General features: G+C 71.2%; 13 protein-coding genes and 1 pseudogene. 3 read left to right on the top strand and 11 right to left on the bottom strand.

Going from position 1 to position 15,942, the window contains the following annotated elements:
* Positions 1-169: 169 nt before the first annotated feature.
* Positions 170-427 (top strand): hypothetical protein, encoded by a 258-nt coding sequence (locus tag OTB20_RS11645; protein ID WP_267817022.1) that lies wholly within the window; start codon positions 170-172, stop codon positions 425-427.
* Between the two features lie 74 nt (positions 428-501).
* Here the strand turns inward: OTB20_RS11645 and OTB20_RS11650 are convergent, their stop codons facing one another.
* Positions 502-828, bottom strand: coding sequence for a hypothetical protein (locus OTB20_RS11650; protein ID WP_267817024.1), 327 nt, complete (start codon positions 826-828; stop codon positions 502-504).
* A 308-nt stretch (positions 829-1,136) separates the two neighbouring features.
* Between OTB20_RS11650 and OTB20_RS11655 the strand changes: the two genes are divergently transcribed.
* The gene (locus OTB20_RS11655; protein WP_267817026.1) at positions 1,137-1,556 is read left to right on the top strand and encodes a hypothetical protein; all 420 of its coding nucleotides are present in this window, start codon (positions 1,137-1,139) and stop codon (positions 1,554-1,556) included.
* 58 nt (positions 1,557-1,614) lie between these two features.
* Here the strand turns inward: OTB20_RS11655 and OTB20_RS11660 are convergent, their stop codons facing one another.
* Both OTB20_RS11660 and OTB20_RS11665 read right to left on the bottom strand, forming a co-directional pair.
* Positions 1,615-2,601 carry a helix-turn-helix domain-containing protein gene (locus OTB20_RS11660; protein WP_267817028.1) on the bottom strand — a complete coding sequence of 329 codons (987 nt, stop codon included), beginning with the start codon at positions 2,599-2,601 and terminating at the stop codon, positions 1,615-1,617.
* Between the two features lie 73 nt (positions 2,602-2,674).
* Complete coding sequence (locus OTB20_RS11665) at positions 2,675-5,002, bottom strand: M9 family metallopeptidase (RefSeq protein ID WP_267817030.1); 2,328 nt, start codon at positions 5,000-5,002, stop codon at positions 2,675-2,677.
* A 460-nt stretch (positions 5,003-5,462) separates the two neighbouring features.
* Here OTB20_RS11665 and OTB20_RS11670 point away from each other — a divergent pair, with 460 nt between their 5' ends.
* A complete protein-coding gene (locus OTB20_RS11670; protein ID WP_267817032.1) occupies positions 5,463-6,125 on the top strand; it encodes a deoxynucleoside kinase in 663 nt (220 codons plus the stop codon).
* Between the two features lie 180 nt (positions 6,126-6,305).
* Here the strand turns inward: OTB20_RS11670 and OTB20_RS11675 are convergent, their stop codons facing one another.
* The 8 genes and pseudogenes from OTB20_RS11675 to OTB20_RS11710 all read right to left on the bottom strand — a co-directional run.
* Positions 6,306-7,136, bottom strand: coding sequence for a PaaX family transcriptional regulator C-terminal domain-containing protein (locus tag OTB20_RS11675; protein WP_267817034.1), 831 nt, complete (start codon positions 7,134-7,136; stop codon positions 6,306-6,308).
* A 65-nt stretch (positions 7,137-7,201) separates the two neighbouring features.
* Positions 7,202-8,008 (bottom strand): maleate cis-trans isomerase family protein, encoded by an 807-nt coding sequence (locus tag OTB20_RS11680; protein WP_420716373.1) that lies wholly within the window; start codon positions 8,006-8,008, stop codon positions 7,202-7,204.
* Positions 8,009-8,076: 68 nt separating this feature from the next.
* Positions 8,077-9,012 carry a fumarylacetoacetate hydrolase family protein gene (locus OTB20_RS11685; RefSeq protein ID WP_267817036.1) on the bottom strand — a complete coding sequence of 312 codons (936 nt, stop codon included), beginning with the start codon at positions 9,010-9,012 and terminating at the stop codon, positions 8,077-8,079.
* A 91-nt stretch (positions 9,013-9,103) separates the two neighbouring features.
* Positions 9,104-10,216 carry a cupin domain-containing protein gene (locus OTB20_RS11690; RefSeq protein WP_267817037.1) on the bottom strand — a complete coding sequence of 371 codons (1,113 nt, stop codon included), beginning with the start codon at positions 10,214-10,216 and terminating at the stop codon, positions 9,104-9,106.
* Positions 10,213-11,244 (bottom strand): carbon-nitrogen hydrolase family protein, encoded by a 1,032-nt coding sequence (locus OTB20_RS11695; protein WP_267817038.1) that lies wholly within the window; start codon positions 11,242-11,244, stop codon positions 10,213-10,215. The genes OTB20_RS11690 and OTB20_RS11695 overlap by 4 nt, the downstream gene beginning before the upstream one ends.
* Positions 11,245-11,263: 19 nt before the next feature.
* Entirely contained in the window at positions 11,264-13,555 is a 2,292-nt protein-coding gene (locus OTB20_RS11700; RefSeq protein ID WP_267817040.1) for an FAD-dependent monooxygenase, read from the bottom strand.
* The gene (locus OTB20_RS11705; RefSeq protein ID WP_267817133.1) at positions 13,546-13,950 is read right to left on the bottom strand and encodes an acyl-CoA thioesterase; all 405 of its coding nucleotides are present in this window, start codon (positions 13,948-13,950) and stop codon (positions 13,546-13,548) included. Before OTB20_RS11705 ends, OTB20_RS11700 begins: the two co-directional genes overlap by 10 nt.
* Positions 13,951-14,145: 195 nt before the next feature.
* Positions 14,146-15,783 (bottom strand): annotated as a pseudogene (locus OTB20_RS11710) (AMP-binding protein); the annotation flags it as partial.
* Between the last annotated feature and the right edge of the window lie 159 nt (positions 15,784-15,942).

The following is a 15,942-nucleotide window of genomic DNA, read 5'->3' on the forward strand; positions in this document are numbered from 1 at the left end:
CCCTGCGGCCCGATCCGGCCCGGTCCGCCGCAGACAGGCTGCGCGGCGCTCTGCACACCCTCATCGCCGTCGGCCGAAACCAGCCGCACCTGTACCAGATGCTGTTCAGGCGCCCCGGACACCGACCGGAAGACCACGGCGAAGGACTCGACCGCGTTCGCGGGCGGCTGTGCACACCGGTGGGAGACCCGACCGCAGCCGCCTGCGCGCGGCAGGACGTTTCCAGGGCGAGTTCCTGGCCGTCGTCGCCGACGTGGTGGCGGAGCGCAACACCCGCCTCTGCAGCGCCCTGCTGCTGACCAGGGCGCACGGCATCGCCGACATGGAACTCAGCGGCCACCCCGGCCCGGACAGCCTGGGCACCACTCCAGAGGAGATCGTCGACACCCTCGTCCGCATGGTCACGGACGCGGGCGCAGCGACGTAGCTACACGGCCGACAGGCGGGCTCGGCCCGCCGTCTCCGCCGCCTCCCCCGTCGCGGACGGAAGGCCGGATCCGGCTAGGAATCGGGAACCTCGGCCGCACCGCCGGCCCGGACGGCGTCGACGACGTGTTCGTGGAACGCGGCGAGGGTTCCCGGCGCAAGGGGGGCCGGGCTGCCCGTGAGCGTGTACCACTCGTCCGCGCCGGTGTACTGGATACGGATCCGGACGGTGCCGTCCTGGCCGGCCTCGCTCGTCAGGGTGACGTCGCCGGTGATGACGCCGACCTCGTCGGTCATCGCCCCGCCGGGCCCCGCTTTCACGTGGGCGGTCAGCGGAACCGACCCGCCCGGACCGGCACAGTGCTCGGGACCCGGGATGTTGTCTGGCTGGGGGTTGGTCATGAGGGGCACGTCTCCATGGTCTCGGGGAGCTCGGTCTTCTCCGTCTGGGTGGTGAACGGCCGGCAGGTGTTCTTCACCTTCGTCCACGCGGTCGCGCAGCCACACCAGTACATCTACCCCGGGACGGCCATAAATCGAGGCCCTGGTCGCCTGTGGTCCGGTTCGTCGCCGCCGATAGCGCCATCAGTCGGGTGGGCGAGTGGGTCCGCTGGTGCCGGGTATCTGTCGCCGCAGGGCTGACGCGGTCTCGTATTCGGGACTTTTGAACGATCCCTTGCGTCCCCGGAGCACCGGTCTAGGCTCCGTTCATGACCCATGGCCAGTGGTACGTCCTCATCGAGGAGGACACGCGCACGACCCGCAGTGCCGACGGTGTCGTGCTCAAACTGCACCGCTGGACCCTGGCGGCCAGCCACCTCGTCAAGGGTACGGAGGAGCAGGCTCTCGCCGTGGCCGAGGACGCGGCCCTGCACTATGTGCCGCCCTTCCTGGCCGGCTACGCCAGTCCGGGGGACGTTCCGGCCCGTCAGGCCTTTCTCACCGCGGACGGTGCCTGGCTGGTCCACCTCAGGCAGCGTCACCGCGCCTGTCACGTACGCGTGAGCACCGCCCGCCTCGTCCACACGCAAGAAGAGATCCAGGCTCCTCCGCATTCGTTCAAGGACAAGCTCCGCCACGCCCTCAACGGCCCTGAGTCCTCCGACGAGCCCTGGAGGCCCAAGGCGTAGGCCGTTTCTCGCGGCTTCAAGGCCTGCTGAGAACGGTGCTCGCCTCCGCCTCCGCCGATCATGCCTCGTGCCGGGCGTGGTACGCGGCGGCGTCGGGATGGGGACGGGCGTGGGAGCGGAAGGTGCGCCGGTAGGTGTCCGGTGGAACGCCGACGGTCCGGTGGAAATGCCGGCGCAGGGTGGTGGACGTGCCCATGCCGGTGGCCGTGGCGATGGTGTCGATGGTCTCGTCCGTGGTCTCCAGCAGCTCCTGGGCATGGCGGATGCGCTGGATGTGGAGCCACTGCAGCGGGGTGGTACCGGTGAGGGACTTGAAGTGGCGGCCCAGATGGCGCGAGCTCATCCGCGCCTGGCGGGCCAGGTCCTCCACGGTGAGGGGTTCGCCCAGCCGCTGGAGGGTCCAGGGGAAGAGGTCGGCGAGGGGATGGTTGCCCGGGGCGGGGACGGGCGTGGAGATGAACTGGGCCTGCCCGCCGTCGCGGTGCGGTGGAACGACCAGGCGCCGGGCGATCTTGTTGGCGTTCGCCGAGCCGTGGTCGAGGCGGACGAGGTGCACGCACAGGTCCATGGCGGCGGCCTTGCCGGCGGAGGTCAGCACGTCCCCGTTGTCCACGTACAGGACGTCCGGATCCACGATGACGTTCGGGTGACGCCTGGCCAGCTCCGCGGTGTGCGCCCAGTGCGTGGTGGCGCGTTTGCCGTCCAGCAGGCCGGCGGCGGCGAGCACGAAGGCTCCCGTACACAAGGAGACCATGCGGGCGCCGGCCGCATGGGCGGCGCGCACCGCGTCGACGAGCTCCGCCGGAGGGTCCGTGTCGGTGTCGGCCCAGCCGGGGACGATCACGGTGTCGGCGTGAGCGAGGCGGTCGAGCCCGTGGTCGGGCTCCAGGCGGAAGCGGCCGACCTGCACGGCGCCCGGTCCGCAGAGGGAGAACTCGTACCAGGGGTCCACGATGTGGGTCAGGTCCGAGCCGAACACCTCGATGGCCATGGACAGCTCGAAGTGCAGCATGCCGTCAGTGACGGCCAACGCGACAGTACGCATGTCCGGAATTCTACGAGCCGCGCCGTCGGCGCACCCCTGTCCGCCGGGGCCGGGCAGGCCCCGGCGGAGCTGCTCACTTGGACTGCGTGGAGACGCTCACACCGCTGAAGCCCTGCGCGGCGGCGAGGCTGAAGTAGACCCAGCCGGACGGCGGGTTGTCGACCGTCAGGGTCTCGCCGTTACCGGCGTTGGCGGACTTCGCCTGGTAGCTGGTGGTGGTCGCCCAGCTGCTGCCGCCGTAGTAGAGGTCGGCGTTGCCGGCGCCGCCGCTACTGGTGATGGTCAGCTGCTTGACGCCGGCCGGCAGGTACACGAAGTGGTAGCTGTAGTTGCCGGTGGCGGCCGCGAGATTGTCCCGGCGGCAGTTCTTGTCGAACTGACGGGGGTCGGCGAGGGTGCAGAGCGGGGTGGACGGGGCCTCCGGCAGGGGGCCGCAGTCGTTGGTCGCGCAGGCGGTGGTCAGCCAGGTGGCGAAGCCGGCGTCGTAGCCGGTGCCGATGGTCTGCTTCAGGAAGGCGCGGGCGCCGTTCCAGTCACCGGCGCGGTACTTGCCCAGTACGGTCTCGACGTCGGCGGGGTGGGCCTGGAGCATGTAGCGCACCGCGAGGAAGCCCCAGCGGTAGACCCGGTTCGAGTTGACCTCGGGGTCCCCGTCCTGGTTGTAGACGGTGTCGAACAGGTCGCTGAGCTTGTAGGTCTTCTTGCCGGCCTCGCCGATCGCGTCGGCGTTGCGCTCGCCCCGGTAGCCGAAGGAGATGTTCTCGGCGATGCCCTCGACCCACCAGATCGTCGGCGTGGTCAGGCCGGCGTCGAAGTCGCCGGCCATGTTGTAGCGGCCGTCGAGGTAATGGGTGTACTCGTGGTTGAGGTTCCAGATCTGGAAGTCCGGGCGCAGCCAGTGGGCCTCGTGGGCGATGAAGCGGGCCTGGTTGCCGGCGGCGGCGGGATTGCCCTCCTCGTACATGCCGCCGTTGTCGACGTCGATGTTGTAGATGGCCCAGGCGTACAGCGAGTACTGGGTGTAGTCGTCGAAGACGACCACCTCGAGGTTGGTGTTCACGTCGCCGGGTATCGCGCCCTTGTCGCCGATGACCCGGTGGAAGTAGGCGTCCTGGTTGACCAGGCTGGTGCAGGTGCCGGCCAGCTGTCCGGGGGACATGTCCTGGGCGCGGATCTTCAGGCCCGGGGTGCACGTGTGCTGGATCGGCAGGATCGCCGGGAGCACGCGGTCGCCCAGGTCGCAGATGGCGTAGGCCGCGCAGTTGTTCCTGTCGTACTGGCGCGTGTACCAGCCCAGGTTCATGGTGATCGGCGCGGTCGGGCCGACGTTCGGGTAGCGGTTGATCAGGTCCTTCAGCAGTGGCCGGACGCGGTCCTTGACCTCGGGTACGTCGAGGGCGAAGCCGAGGAAGCGGCCGACGTTGCTGACGACGTCCAAGCGGTTCAGCTGCGCGCTGTTGCGCGTGATGAAGCCGGCCCAGGTGTCGAGGATGGCGGGGTCGGCCTTGAGGGCTGCCCGCCAGCCGCGGTCGTCGTCCTTGGCCTTGAAGCCGTTCTCGACGACCCATTCGACGTGCTGCATGGAGAGGTTCATCTGGCCGGGCCAGGTGCTGTCGAAGCCGGCGAGCATCCACTTGACGACGCCGGCGTACCGGCCGGCCGCGTGGGTGCTGTCGATCAGGGTGACGACCTCGTTGAAGATCTCGCCGTTGGCGTCGGTGACGTCCTTGCTGCGCGGGGAGGCGAAGAAGGCGTCGAGCGCGCCGAGCGCCGCGCTGTCGAGCGCCGTGCCGTAGTCGCCGACGACGTCCGCGTGATTGTCCTGCACGTAGTACCCCGCGCGCAGGAACAGCACCAGCTGCCCGACGGCGGCGCTGTTGTCGCCCGAGTAGGTGGCGGAGGCATCGCGCAGCGCGTTGGCGACGGTCACCATCTGGGCTTCGCGGAAGGCCTTCCGCGCGTTCTCCCCGGTGAGGTCGAACAGCGGGTACGTACAGGAGATCCGGGGGAGGGCCTTGAGCTGCTGGACCAACGCGCCGCCCGAGGCGTTGATCACGCCGGAGAGATCGGCGCACTCGTCCGCGGCGGCGGCCGAGGACCGCTCGCCGGGCTTCACGGTCGGCGCGGCCACAGGGGCGGGTGCCGGGGCGGACTCCTCGGCACTGTCCTGCGAGGAGATCCGGAAGCGGGAGCCGTTGCTCATGGCATCGGGCGACTTGGGGACCGGGATCGACCGGGGCGCCGAGGCCGCTGCTCCCCGCGCGTTCGGGCCGGCCGGGGTCGCGGCGCCTGTGGAGGTGGCCTGGCTCGGTGGCGCGAACAGGCCGAGCGCGATGAAGGCGGCTGCGCCGAGCGCGGGAAGTCTTCGCGCGGTGGCCTTCGATATCCGGAAGGGATGCATCTGCGGGGGCCTCCGGGGCCGTTGTGGCCGCGTGCTGGGACACGGGCAGCTGGTGTGTGACATGTAAAATTTCACATGTCGCATCGCAAAGTAAGGTTTTTGGCCAGATCTCTCGGCTACCGCAACTGAAACGTTGTCAACTTCCGGTCCCCGATCGCCGCCTGCCACCTGGGCCGGCTGTGGGCACCGACGCTCTGGCGGACGTGGGGCGGAGCGTCATTTATGCTTCAGGGCGGCCGCGGGGCGGTGGCTCGTCGCTGCACGCGCATCTGCGGCACGGTCTGCCCGGCCGGTCGAGACGGCCGTCCTGCGTCGGGCCCTCGGGCCGCTCGAGGACCACGTGACGCTGATCATGAAGCTCTCGGGAATCGAGTGACCGCCGACACGCGTCTTAGTGGTGTGGTGTGGGGTGTCCAGCCCGCCCGCGCGCGAACAGCAGACCCCCAGGGAGAAGTGAGGTATGTCAGTGATCTGCGTCGGAGGCATGATCGGGATCGGCAAGACGAGCGTTGCCGAACTGCTCGCCAAGGAGCTGGGCAGCGAGGTCTTCTACGAGAGCGTGGAAGACAACCCGATCCTTCCGCTCTTCTACACGGCGAGCCCCGAAGAGATCCAGGCGAAGCGCTACCCCTTCCTGCTCCAGCTCTACTTCCTGCAGACCCGGTTCGCCTCGATCAAGGAGGCGTACAAGCAGGGCGACAACGTCCTCGACCGGTCCATCTACGAGGACTGGTACTTCGCCAAGGTCAATCACGACCTCGGCCGGATCAGCTCCCTCGAGATGCGGGTGTACGAGGGCCTGCTCCACGAGATGATGCGCGAGATCGACGGCCTGCCCTACCGCAAGGCACCCGACCTCATGGTCTACCTCAAGGCGGACTTCGAGACGGTGCTGCATCGCATCGGACTGCGCGGCCGCGATTTCGAGCAGGACGAGAGCCTCGTCGACTACTACCGGACGCTCTGGTCCGGCTACGACGACTGGGTCCACACGTACTACTCGGCCAGCGAAGTCCTCGTCATCGACATGAACAACACCGACGTGGTGAACAACCCCGAAGACGCGGCCCGCGTGGTGCGACAGGTAAAGGACGCCCTGGCGGCGAGCAGGCTCCGCGCCTGAACGGGCCGCGCAGCGCGAATGTGTGAGCGGCCTGCCGAGCCGGCCGGCCGCCCTCTACCCCAAGCAGACCTGACCTGGCGCTCGAGCACGACGACCGCCTGCAGTTCCCTGCCGGCATCGACCTCGTCATCGCCGGCGTCACGGCCCGCCCGCCCGCTGGGTATTGCCGTGACCGCAGTTCTAACCCTCGGCGGTACCCGTCACGTTGCGCACGTGCCGCAGGCCCGGTCCCGCGAGTACCTCGTGCAGTTGCTGGAAGACCTGCCGGGCGCCCACGGCGTTCCAGTCAGCGGGGAGCAGTTCGGCGGGCAGGCCCGGGTCGAGGTAGGGGAGGCGGCGCCACTCGGTGAGCATCGGCACGTAGTGGCGGAAGGCCTCGGCGGCGTCGATGCCGTCCTGCCGGGCGAGCCGCGCGGCGACCGGTGCGTACGCTCCGGTGAAGGTGGCGTACTGGGCCTGGATCGCGGGGAAGTCCCACCAGGAGCTCACCGCCTCCGGCAGATCGCTGAACGCCGCGTAGTCGGCGGCGGCGAACAGATGGACGTACTCGCTCAGCCCGAGCCGGACGAGCATGTCGCGCGCGTCCTTCAGGAGCCGGCCCGGCGCCAGCCACACGCCGGGGGCGATGTTGCCGAAGCCGAGCCAGGTCAGCCGGGTGCGCAGCTGGTAGCGGTGGGAGCGCTCGGACTCGGGTACGGAGAAGACCGCCATGGCCCAGCCGTCCGCCAGGTCCGCCGGCTCCAGGCTGGCGAAGATCCGCCGGTCGCCGGCGTCGAAGACGGGATGGACGGCCGGGCTCAGCCGGTAGCCCGTGGCACCGCGGCGTTCCGGCTCGAGCACGCCCTTCTTCTTGAGCCGGGAGATGGCGGAGCGCACGGCCTGGCTCTCCACGCCGAGGTCCGACATGAGCGTGATCAGGTCGGCGACGGAGATCCAGCCGCCGCTCCCGCGCACGAACGCCCCGTAGACCGTACTGATCAACGAGCTGGGCCTGAGGGGGCTGTCCGACATGATCACCTTCCCGTGGTGTGCGGAGGTGATCTTACCGAGCGGCGGCGCGTCCGGGCCGCCCGCGGCTACCCCGCGGCAGCCGCTCCGGGCGCCCCCGGTGCCAGGGGCGAGTGCGCGTACGCGCCGGAGAGGAGGTGCCCGGCTCCGGGAGACACGGCGGACAGGTCGAGGGCGCGCAGCATCTGGTGCGCGGTGCACACGGCCGCGGAGACGACCGGCTTGCCCAGCAGCTGCTCGGCCTCCTCGATGGCGCCGAGCGAGGGCATCTGCACGCACGCCGACAGGACGACCGCGTCCGCGTCGGAGTGGTCCAGGGCGCGGGCCAGGCCCGGAAGCCGGGCCGGGTCGTGGGCGGCCACGTCGAGGTTGTCGGGGATCTCCAAGGCCTGGTGGTCGAGGACCTCGATGCCCTCGTGGGTGAGGTAGTCGACGACGGTCTGTGTGAGCGGGCGCATGTACGGGGCCAGCAGGACCACCTTCTTGGCGCCCATCGTGTGCAGCCCGTGCACCAGGGCCCCGGCGCTGGTGACCACGGGAGCCGGGGCCCCGTTCTGCGCGGTGCGCGCGTGCAGTCGCTCCTCGGAGGCGCGGTGGTAGCCGAGGCCCATGCTCATGATGGCCACCAGACAGGCGTAGCCGAGTACGTCGACCCGCGCGTCGGAGAGCTCCAGGGCGCAGCGGTCGGAGTCGGCGTCCATGGCCCGGAGCTGCTCGGGGGTCACGTGGGTCATGCGCATGCGGCTGGAGTGGAAGGTGAAGCGCTCCTCGGGCGCGGCCTCCATCCGGGCGCGCAGGATCGCGGGGACCTCGGTTTCCATGGTGACGTTGGAACTCGGCACGATCTGGCCGATGCGGTAGGTACGGGGCGGCACGGGTACTCCTCGATGGTCGGGTGGCGATCGGCGGGTGGTGGCGGGCGCCTGCGGGCGCCGGCCGGGGTTCAGCGGGCGTCGACGACGGGGTTCGCCAGGGTGCCGATGATCTCGACGGTGGCCTCGACGGTGTCGCCGGGCACGAGGAACTCGGGCGGGACCATGCCGGCCCCGACACCCGAGGGGGAGCCGGTCGCGATGACGTCGCCCGGCTCCAGGGTCACGCCGGAGCTGATGTCGGCGATCAGCCGCGCGATGGGGAACAGCATGTGCCGGGTGTTGGACTTCTGCTTGGTGACGCCGTTCACGCGCAGTTCGAGGTCCAGGTCCATCGGGTCCGCGACCTCGTCGGCGGTGACGACGGCCGGGCCGAAGGGGGCGTAGGAGTCCTGCCCCTTGGAGAAGAACCACTGGCCCGAGCGGCGCTGGTCGCGGGCGCTGATGTCGTTGACGATGCTGTAGCCGAAGATGTGGCCGTACGCCTCCTCCTCGGTCACCCGGAAGGCCTTCGTCCCTATGACGACGGCGAGTTCGCACTCCCAGTCCAGCTGGGCCGTCAGGTCGGCGTTGTGCAGGATCGGCGCGCCCGGTCCGGTGACGGCGGTGGCGGGCTTGCTGAAGAGCACGGGGCGCGGGGGCAGGTCCTTGTCGGTGTCCAGGCTCCGGCTGGACTCCTCGACGTGCTCCACGTAGTTCAGCCCCACCCCGATGATCTTTCCGGGGCGCAGCGGGGCACGCAGGGTGACGTCCTCGAGCCGGTGGACGCCCTCGGCGGGCCGGCCTGCGGGGTCGCCGTCCAGCAGGCGGGCGGCGCTCTCGCGGGCCGTGGCGCCGGCCCGGACGAACGAGAGCAGATCGCCGGGCAGTTCGACGCCCGCGTGCCGGGCGAGCAGCGCGAGGTCGTAGACCAGGCCGTCCACCTGGGCGCCCAGGCGGTCGGCCGCGCCGGTGGTGTCGGCGGCGGCGCTGGTCGGGCGGTCGGTCGTGTACGTCACCAGTCGCATCGGTGGCTCCTAGAAGAGAGGGCGTGGAACGGGGGTGCGCCGCCGCGCCGGGACCGGTGTCAGGGCCGGCGGTCCGGTGCGGCGGCGCGGCTCAGGACGCGGGCTGGTGCCCGTCGTTGTCCGGGTACGCCTCTTCGCGGTGGAAGCCGAGGGAGCGCATGACGGGGAAGTCGTTGAAGGAGAACAGGCAGGCGTCCTCGGACTCGTCGAGGTTGCGGTGCTCGTGCCAGGCCCAGGAGGGGACGCAGAAGACGTCGCCCCGCTTCCACTCGAAGCGCTGCCCGGCGACCACCGAGACACCGCGTCCCTTGGCCGCCGTGTAGATCACCGAACCGGTGTGCCGGTGGGCCTTGGTGGCCTGGCCCGGGAGCAGCAGCTGCATGTGGGCGCCCATGGTGGGCATGACCGGGCCGCCGGTCACCGGGTTGGTGTACTCGGCGATGATCCCGTCGTACGGAGAGCCCCCGGTGGCCTTGGCCAGACCGAGCAGGGCCTCGTAGGTCGGCTCCCACGGGTAGGCCAGCAGCGGGGAGTAGGGCCGGCTCCACTTCTCGGCGCCGTACGGGAGCAGGTTCGCGGCGTAGGTCAGCACCGAGGAGTTGACCACCTTCCCGGGCCGCTGGTACAGCTCGGGGTGGACCTCGTAGAAACCCGCGTCCAGGGCGTTGACCAGCGGGATGTCCAGGCCGTCCTGCCAGATCACCGGGGCGTCGGCCCCGTCGTTGCCGTGCTCGTGCCAGGTGCCGTTCGGGGTGATGGCGAAATCGCGTGGACCGACCTTCAGTTTCTGGCCGTCCACGATCGTCCACGCTCCGGTGCCCTCGTGTACGAAGCGCAGGGCCGCGGCCTGATGGCGGTGGGCGGTCATCGCCTCACCGGGACCCATGATCTGCAGGCCGGTGTAGAGGAGCCCGGCGGCCGCGCTGACGTCCTTGCGGCCGGGATTGACCAGCATGACGACACGGCGGCCCGCGTCGTCGCCGCGGACCAGGCCCAGGGCCTTGTGGACCAGCGGCCGCAGCTCCTCGTAACGCCACAGCATCGGAACGGACTTGGGCTGCGGGTACCAGGGCTCGATGTCATTGGCCACGGTCCACAGCGCGCCGGCTTCCAGAGCCTCGAGCTCGGCGTAGTAGGCGGTGAGTTCGGGGGTGTCGGACACCCGGGCGCGGCCGAGCGCGGTGTCGTCCTGTTCGATGGTCATGAGCCCTCCTCGAGGGTGGCGGTCAGCGGCGCGGACAGCGGCGCGGCGGGCGGGACGGTGAACGTGACCGGCCGGCGCGGGCGGTTGTCGACTTCGAGGCGGAAGACGTCGAAGCGGTTGTAGTGCCCGGTGATGTCGTGCATCTGCTTGGGCTGGATGCACCGGGCCAGGTCGATCTCGGCGTAGACGATGCCCTCGACGTCGACGAGCGGCTCCGTGACCGGCCGGCCGTCGGGGCCGAAGATCCCGGACAGGGCGCTGCGCGGGCGGTTGAACAGGGCCCGGACCGCCTCGTCCTCCCCGGCGACGGCGTCGATGATCTCGGGGGAGACGGTGGAGCAGGCGACGACCGAGAAGACCTTGCCCTCGAAGCTGTGGGCGGCGGTCCGCACGGCGATGGCATCGGCCATGTCGTAGTCGGCGGGCGCCACCGGAAGGGCGATGTAGCAGGCCGCGTGCACGAGTTCGCCCTGGGCCAGGAGCGCGAAGCGAGCCAGGGTATTGGTGTTCTCCCCGCAGGCGAGGGCGCCGAGCGGGCCGACGGGGGTCGGGTGCACGCGCAGGGAACTGCCGTCGCCGCCGGTCCAGGTGAGCTTCTCGGCCCAGGTGGGCACCAGTTTGCGGTGCACGCCGAGCAGTTCGCCGTCGGGGCCGATGGTGAGCAGGGTGTTGTAGAGCACGCCCAGGCTGTGCGGCGCGCGCTCGTTGACCCCGATGACCAGGACGATCCCGTACTGGCGGGCCGCCGCGCGCAGGGTGTCGACGTGCGGGCCGGGGATGTCGATGGAGGCGCGCTGCAGGCGCTCGAACCAGGGCGAGCCCTGGACGGGGTTCATCGTCCAGTTCCAGTACGGGTACCCGGGCACGAACGCCTCGGGGAAGACCACGAGTTCGGCGCCCTTCCCGGCGGCCTCGGCGATCAGGGCGACGGCCTTGTCGACGGTGGCAGCGGGATCGAGGTAGACGGGGGCGGCCTGTACGGCGGCCGCGATGAAGCGGGGCAGGTCACGCTGGGGAGGGGTCTCCATGGGATCTCGGCCGTTCCGTTCAGAGGGCCGGCGCGGTCACGCGCGGCAGCCATCGCTGGTGCACCGGTGCGGCGGGCTGCCGCAGCAGTTCGAGGCGGGGCGGGACCCGGTCGGTGCGCGAGGCCGGCGGCCGGGCACTGCCGGCCCGCCAGGACGGGGCCCAGGGCGCCGCCGGTCCGCGGTACCCCTGGGCGGCGGCCGCGTGCAGGGTCCACAGGGGGTCGTGGAGCTGGGCGCGGCCCACCGCACACAGGTCGGCCCGGCCGGCCAGGATCACCGAGTTCACGTCGTCGTAGGTGGAGATCGCGCCGACGGCGATGGTCGCCGCCCCGGTGGCGTTGCGGATCAGATCGGCGTAGGGGGTCTGGTAGCTGCGGCCGAAGCGGGGCCGCTCGTGGGCCACGACCTCGCCGGTCGAGACGTCGAGGGCGTCGGCGCCCGCAGACGTCAGGGCGCGGGCGATGCGCACGGCGTCCGCCTCCTCCAGCCCGCCCTCGGCCCAGTCGGCGGCCGAGACCCGGACCAGGAGGGCCTTCGTGGCCGGCCACACCGCCCGTACCGCGCCCAGCACTTCGAGCGGGAAGCGCAGCCGGCCGTCCACGGCGCCGCCGTACTCGTCGGTGCGCCGGTTCGTCAGCGGGGACAGGAACCCGGACATCAGATGGCCGTGCCCGAACTGCAGCTCCAGGACGTCGAAGCCCGCCCGGTCGGCGCGCTCGGCCGCCCGCACGAAGTCCCGTACGACCAGGTCCATATCGGCGCGGCCCGCCTCGCGGGGCACGGGGCTCCGCTCGTCCCACGGCAGACCGGAGGCGGCCAGCAGCGGTCCTTCGGCGGCCCGGCGGCCGGCGTGGGTCAGCTGGATGCCGAGGCAGGCGTCCGACTGGCCGTGCACGAAGTCGGTGATCCGCCGCCAGGCCGCCTCCTGCTCGTCGGTCCACAGGCCGGGACAGCCCGCGTCGGTGCGGCCGTCGGCGCTGACCGCCGTCATGCCGGCGATGACCAGGGCCGCGCCGCCGAGACTCTGGGTGCCCAGGTGGACGAGGTCGAAGTCACCCGGGACCCCGTCGCGGGCCGTGGACAGGGCCATGGGCGGTACGACGATCCGGTTGCGCAGGCGCAGGCCGCCGAGCCGGAAGGGCCGGAACATGGGCGGCACCGGCGCCGAGGCGTTGACGGAGGTGGTGAACTCCTCGTCGCGCACCCGCAGGTTGTCGTAGGTGACCCGGCGGCTGCGGGTCAGCAGGTTGAAGGCGAACTGGTGCGGATCCTGCCCCGTGTACCGGTCGATGTTCTCGAACCATTCGAGGCTGGCCTGGGCCGCCCGCTGGGTGGACTCCACGACCGGCTTGCGCTCGTCCTCGTAGGCGGCCAGCGCGCTCTCCACGTCGGGGTGTTCGTGCAGACAGGCGGCCAGCGCGAGGGCGTCCTCCATGGCGAGCTTGGTGCCGGAGCCGATGGAGAAGTGGGCCGTGTGCGCGGCGTCCCCGAGCAGCACGGTGTTCGCGTGGCGCCAGGTGCGGTTGCGCACGGTGGTGAAGCGCAGCCACTTGGAGTTGTTGGGGATGAGCCGGTGGCCGTCCAGGTGCGCTGCGAGGATCTCCTCGCAGCGCCGGATCCCCTCCTCGTCACTGGCACCGGGCGGCAGTTCCAACCCTTCGGACCGGGCGAAGCCGCCGCTCCGCCAGGTGTCCTCGTCCATCTCGACGATGAAGGTGGAGCGGGTGTCGTCGTACGGGTACGCGTGCACCTGCAGAGTGCCGAAGTCCCCCTCCTCGACGATGAAGGTGAAGGCCTCGAAGACCTTGTCCGTGCCGAGCCACATGTAGCGGCCCGAGCGCTCGTCGAGATCGGCGCCGAAGGTGTCGGCGTAGGCGGCCCGGGTGGCCGAGCGCACGCCGTCACAGGCGACCACCAGGTCGTATTCGGCGGCCAGTTGCTCCGGTGGCGGGGCCTGGGTGCGATAGCGGACGTCCACCTCCAGGGCGGCGCAGCGCTCCTGGAGGATGCCCAGAAGCCGGCGCCGGCCCAGGGCGGCGAAACCGTGGCCGCCGGAGGTGAGGGTCCGGCCGCGGTGGCGGACGTCGATGTCGCTCCAACGGGCGAACTCCGCCGACATCGCGGCATGGACGGCGGGATCGGCCTGCGCGATGCCGTCGAGGGTCTCGTCGGAGAAGACGACTCCGAAGCCGAAGGTGTCGTCGGGAGCGTTGCGCTCCCAGACGGTGACCTCCCAGTGCGGGGAGAGCTGCTTGGCCAGGGCTGCGAAGTACAGGCCGCCCGGCCCGCCTCCGATGACTGCTATGCGCACGGGGCGCCTCCTCGGTGGTTCTCGATCAGTTCGGGGGCCTGGCGGCCCGCCTTCGTGAGGACCTCGCGGACCTCGGCCGGCCAGGGGGTGGTCCCGGTGGCGCGGGCGGCCGAGTGGGCGATGACCATGCGGCCGGTGGCGGCCTCCGTGCCCTCCTCGCCGTGGACGGTGAAGGCGTAGTGCAGGGAGCTCGCGCCGACCTTGGTGATCCGCAGCTCGGTCCGCACGGCCTCGCCGAACCAGAGCCGGGCCCGGTAGTCGGCCTCGAAGTGGACGCGGGGCGTGCTGCCGAAGAGGTGCGCCAGGCCCAGTCGGCGCAGGAGCACGGCCTCGGCGGCCTCGACCCAGCGCACGACGGTGGAGTGGTGGTAGTGGCCGGCCGCGTCGGTGTCCATCCACTCGACGCGCCGTTCGACGACGACGCTGGGCAGGTGCGGCACCCGGGCCTCGGGACACCCGGCGGCGCAGCCGCCGTCGTTCGGGGCCGGGTTCGCGTCGGCGACCGGGCTCGGGTCCGCGACCGGGCCCGCGGGCGTGGGCGTGGATGCGGGGATCGGGTCCGGGGCGGGAAGAGCCGTCGACTCCCTTCCCCTGGTGCGGAGTTCGGAGCGGCGGAGCTTGCCGGTCTCCGTACGGGGGAGGCCGGTGACGAACTCCACGGCCCGTGGGTACTTGAACGGGGCGATGGCCGCTTTGACGTGGTTCTGGAGCTCGAGGGCGGTCTCGGGCGCGGCCGGGACGCCGGCGCACAGCACCACGTACGCCTTGACGAGCATGCCGCGGCGGTCGTCGGGCACTCCGACGACACCGCAGTCCGCCACGTAGGGATGGCCGGCCAGTACCTTTTCGACCTCGGGTCCCGCGATGTTGTAGCCCGAGGAAACGATCATGTCGTCGCTGCGGGCCACGTACCAGAAGTAGCCGTCGGCGTCGCGGATGTAGGTGTCACCGGTGATGTTCCACCCGCCCCGGACGTACGTGGACTGGCGCGGGTCGTCCAGGTAGCGGCAGCCCGTGGGCCCGGTGACGGCCAGCAGGCCGGGGTGCCCGTCGGGGACGGGCGCCCCGTTCTCGTCGACCACGGCGGCTCGGTAGCCGGGGACCGGCCGCCCCGTGGAGCCGGGCCGGATGTCCTCGTCGGCCGCGGAGATGAACACGTGCAGCATCTCGGTGGCGCCGATGCCGTCGATGATGCGCAGGCCGGTGGCCGCATGGAACTCTTCCCAGACGGCGGCGGGCAGCGGTTCGCCCGCCGATACGCAGCGGCGCAGGCCCGACAGCCGGTCGGCCGCGCCGGCGGCCAGGATCGCGCGGTAGGCGGTGGGCGCGGTGAACAGGATGCTCACCCCGTGCGCGGCTACGAGGTCGGCCAGCTGCAGTGGCGTCGCCGACTCCACGAGCAGGGTGGCGGCGCCGACCCGCAGCGGGAAGACGACCAGGCCGCCGAGCCCGAAGGTGAACGCGAGCGGCGGGGTGCCGGTGAACACGTCGTCGGGGCCCGGCCGCAGGATGTGCCGGGAGAAGGTGTCGGCGTTGGCGAGCACGTCCCGGTGGAAGTGCAGGGTCGCCTTGGGCAGCCCGGTGGTGCCGGAGGTGAAGGCGATCAGCGCCACGTCGTCCGCGGCGGTGTCCACGGTGGTGAAGACCCCGTCCTTGGCGGCGCAGCGGACGGAGAGGTCGTCCTCGCCGGGGCCGCCGTACGCGATCACCCGCAGGCCGGTGCCATCGGTGCCATCGGTGCCGTCGGAGCCGGCCGCGGTGGCGGCTTCGAGCTCTTCGAGGGAGCGGTGGTCGCACAGGGCGACGGCGGGCCGGCTGATCTCGCACAGCCCGGCGAGCTCGGCGGCGCGCAGCAGCGGCACCGTGGTGACGGCCACGCCGCCCGCCTTCAGCACGCCGAACCAGGCGGCGACGAGCCAGGGGGTGTTGGGGCCGCGCAGCAGTACGCGGTTCCCGGGACGCAGGCCCAGGTCCTCGGTCAGTACCTGGGCGACCTGGTTGGCGCGCCGACGCAGGTCGCCGTAGGTCCAGCGCTCGGTCGGGGTCAGCAGGCAGGGGCGGTCGGGGCCCCAGCGCTCGACGGCGTCGTCGAGGAGGCTGCGGGCGCAGTTGAGCCGGTCGGGGTAGTCCAACTCCGGTAGATCGAAGTGAAGTCGGGGCCAGAGCTCGAACGGCGGAAGCCGGTCGCGGCAGAAGGAATCGGCATGCGCCGAAGGGGAGAGCTCCATGGGGCGGCACCTCAATCAGGGAGCAGCGGGGGAGATGGGGCAAGTATCTCGATAAAATGGCGGCCGTCAATTCCTCGCGATATTTCTGTGAGGTGATGGTCGCGCTCGGCGCCGCGTCCGGGGCTCGCCGTGAAGGCTCTCGAGAGGCTCTGTGGCCGT

It is taken from the genome of Streptomyces sp. H27-H1 (assembly GCF_026627445.1).
GTDB lineage: Bacteria > Actinomycetota > Actinomycetes > Streptomycetales > Streptomycetaceae > Streptomyces.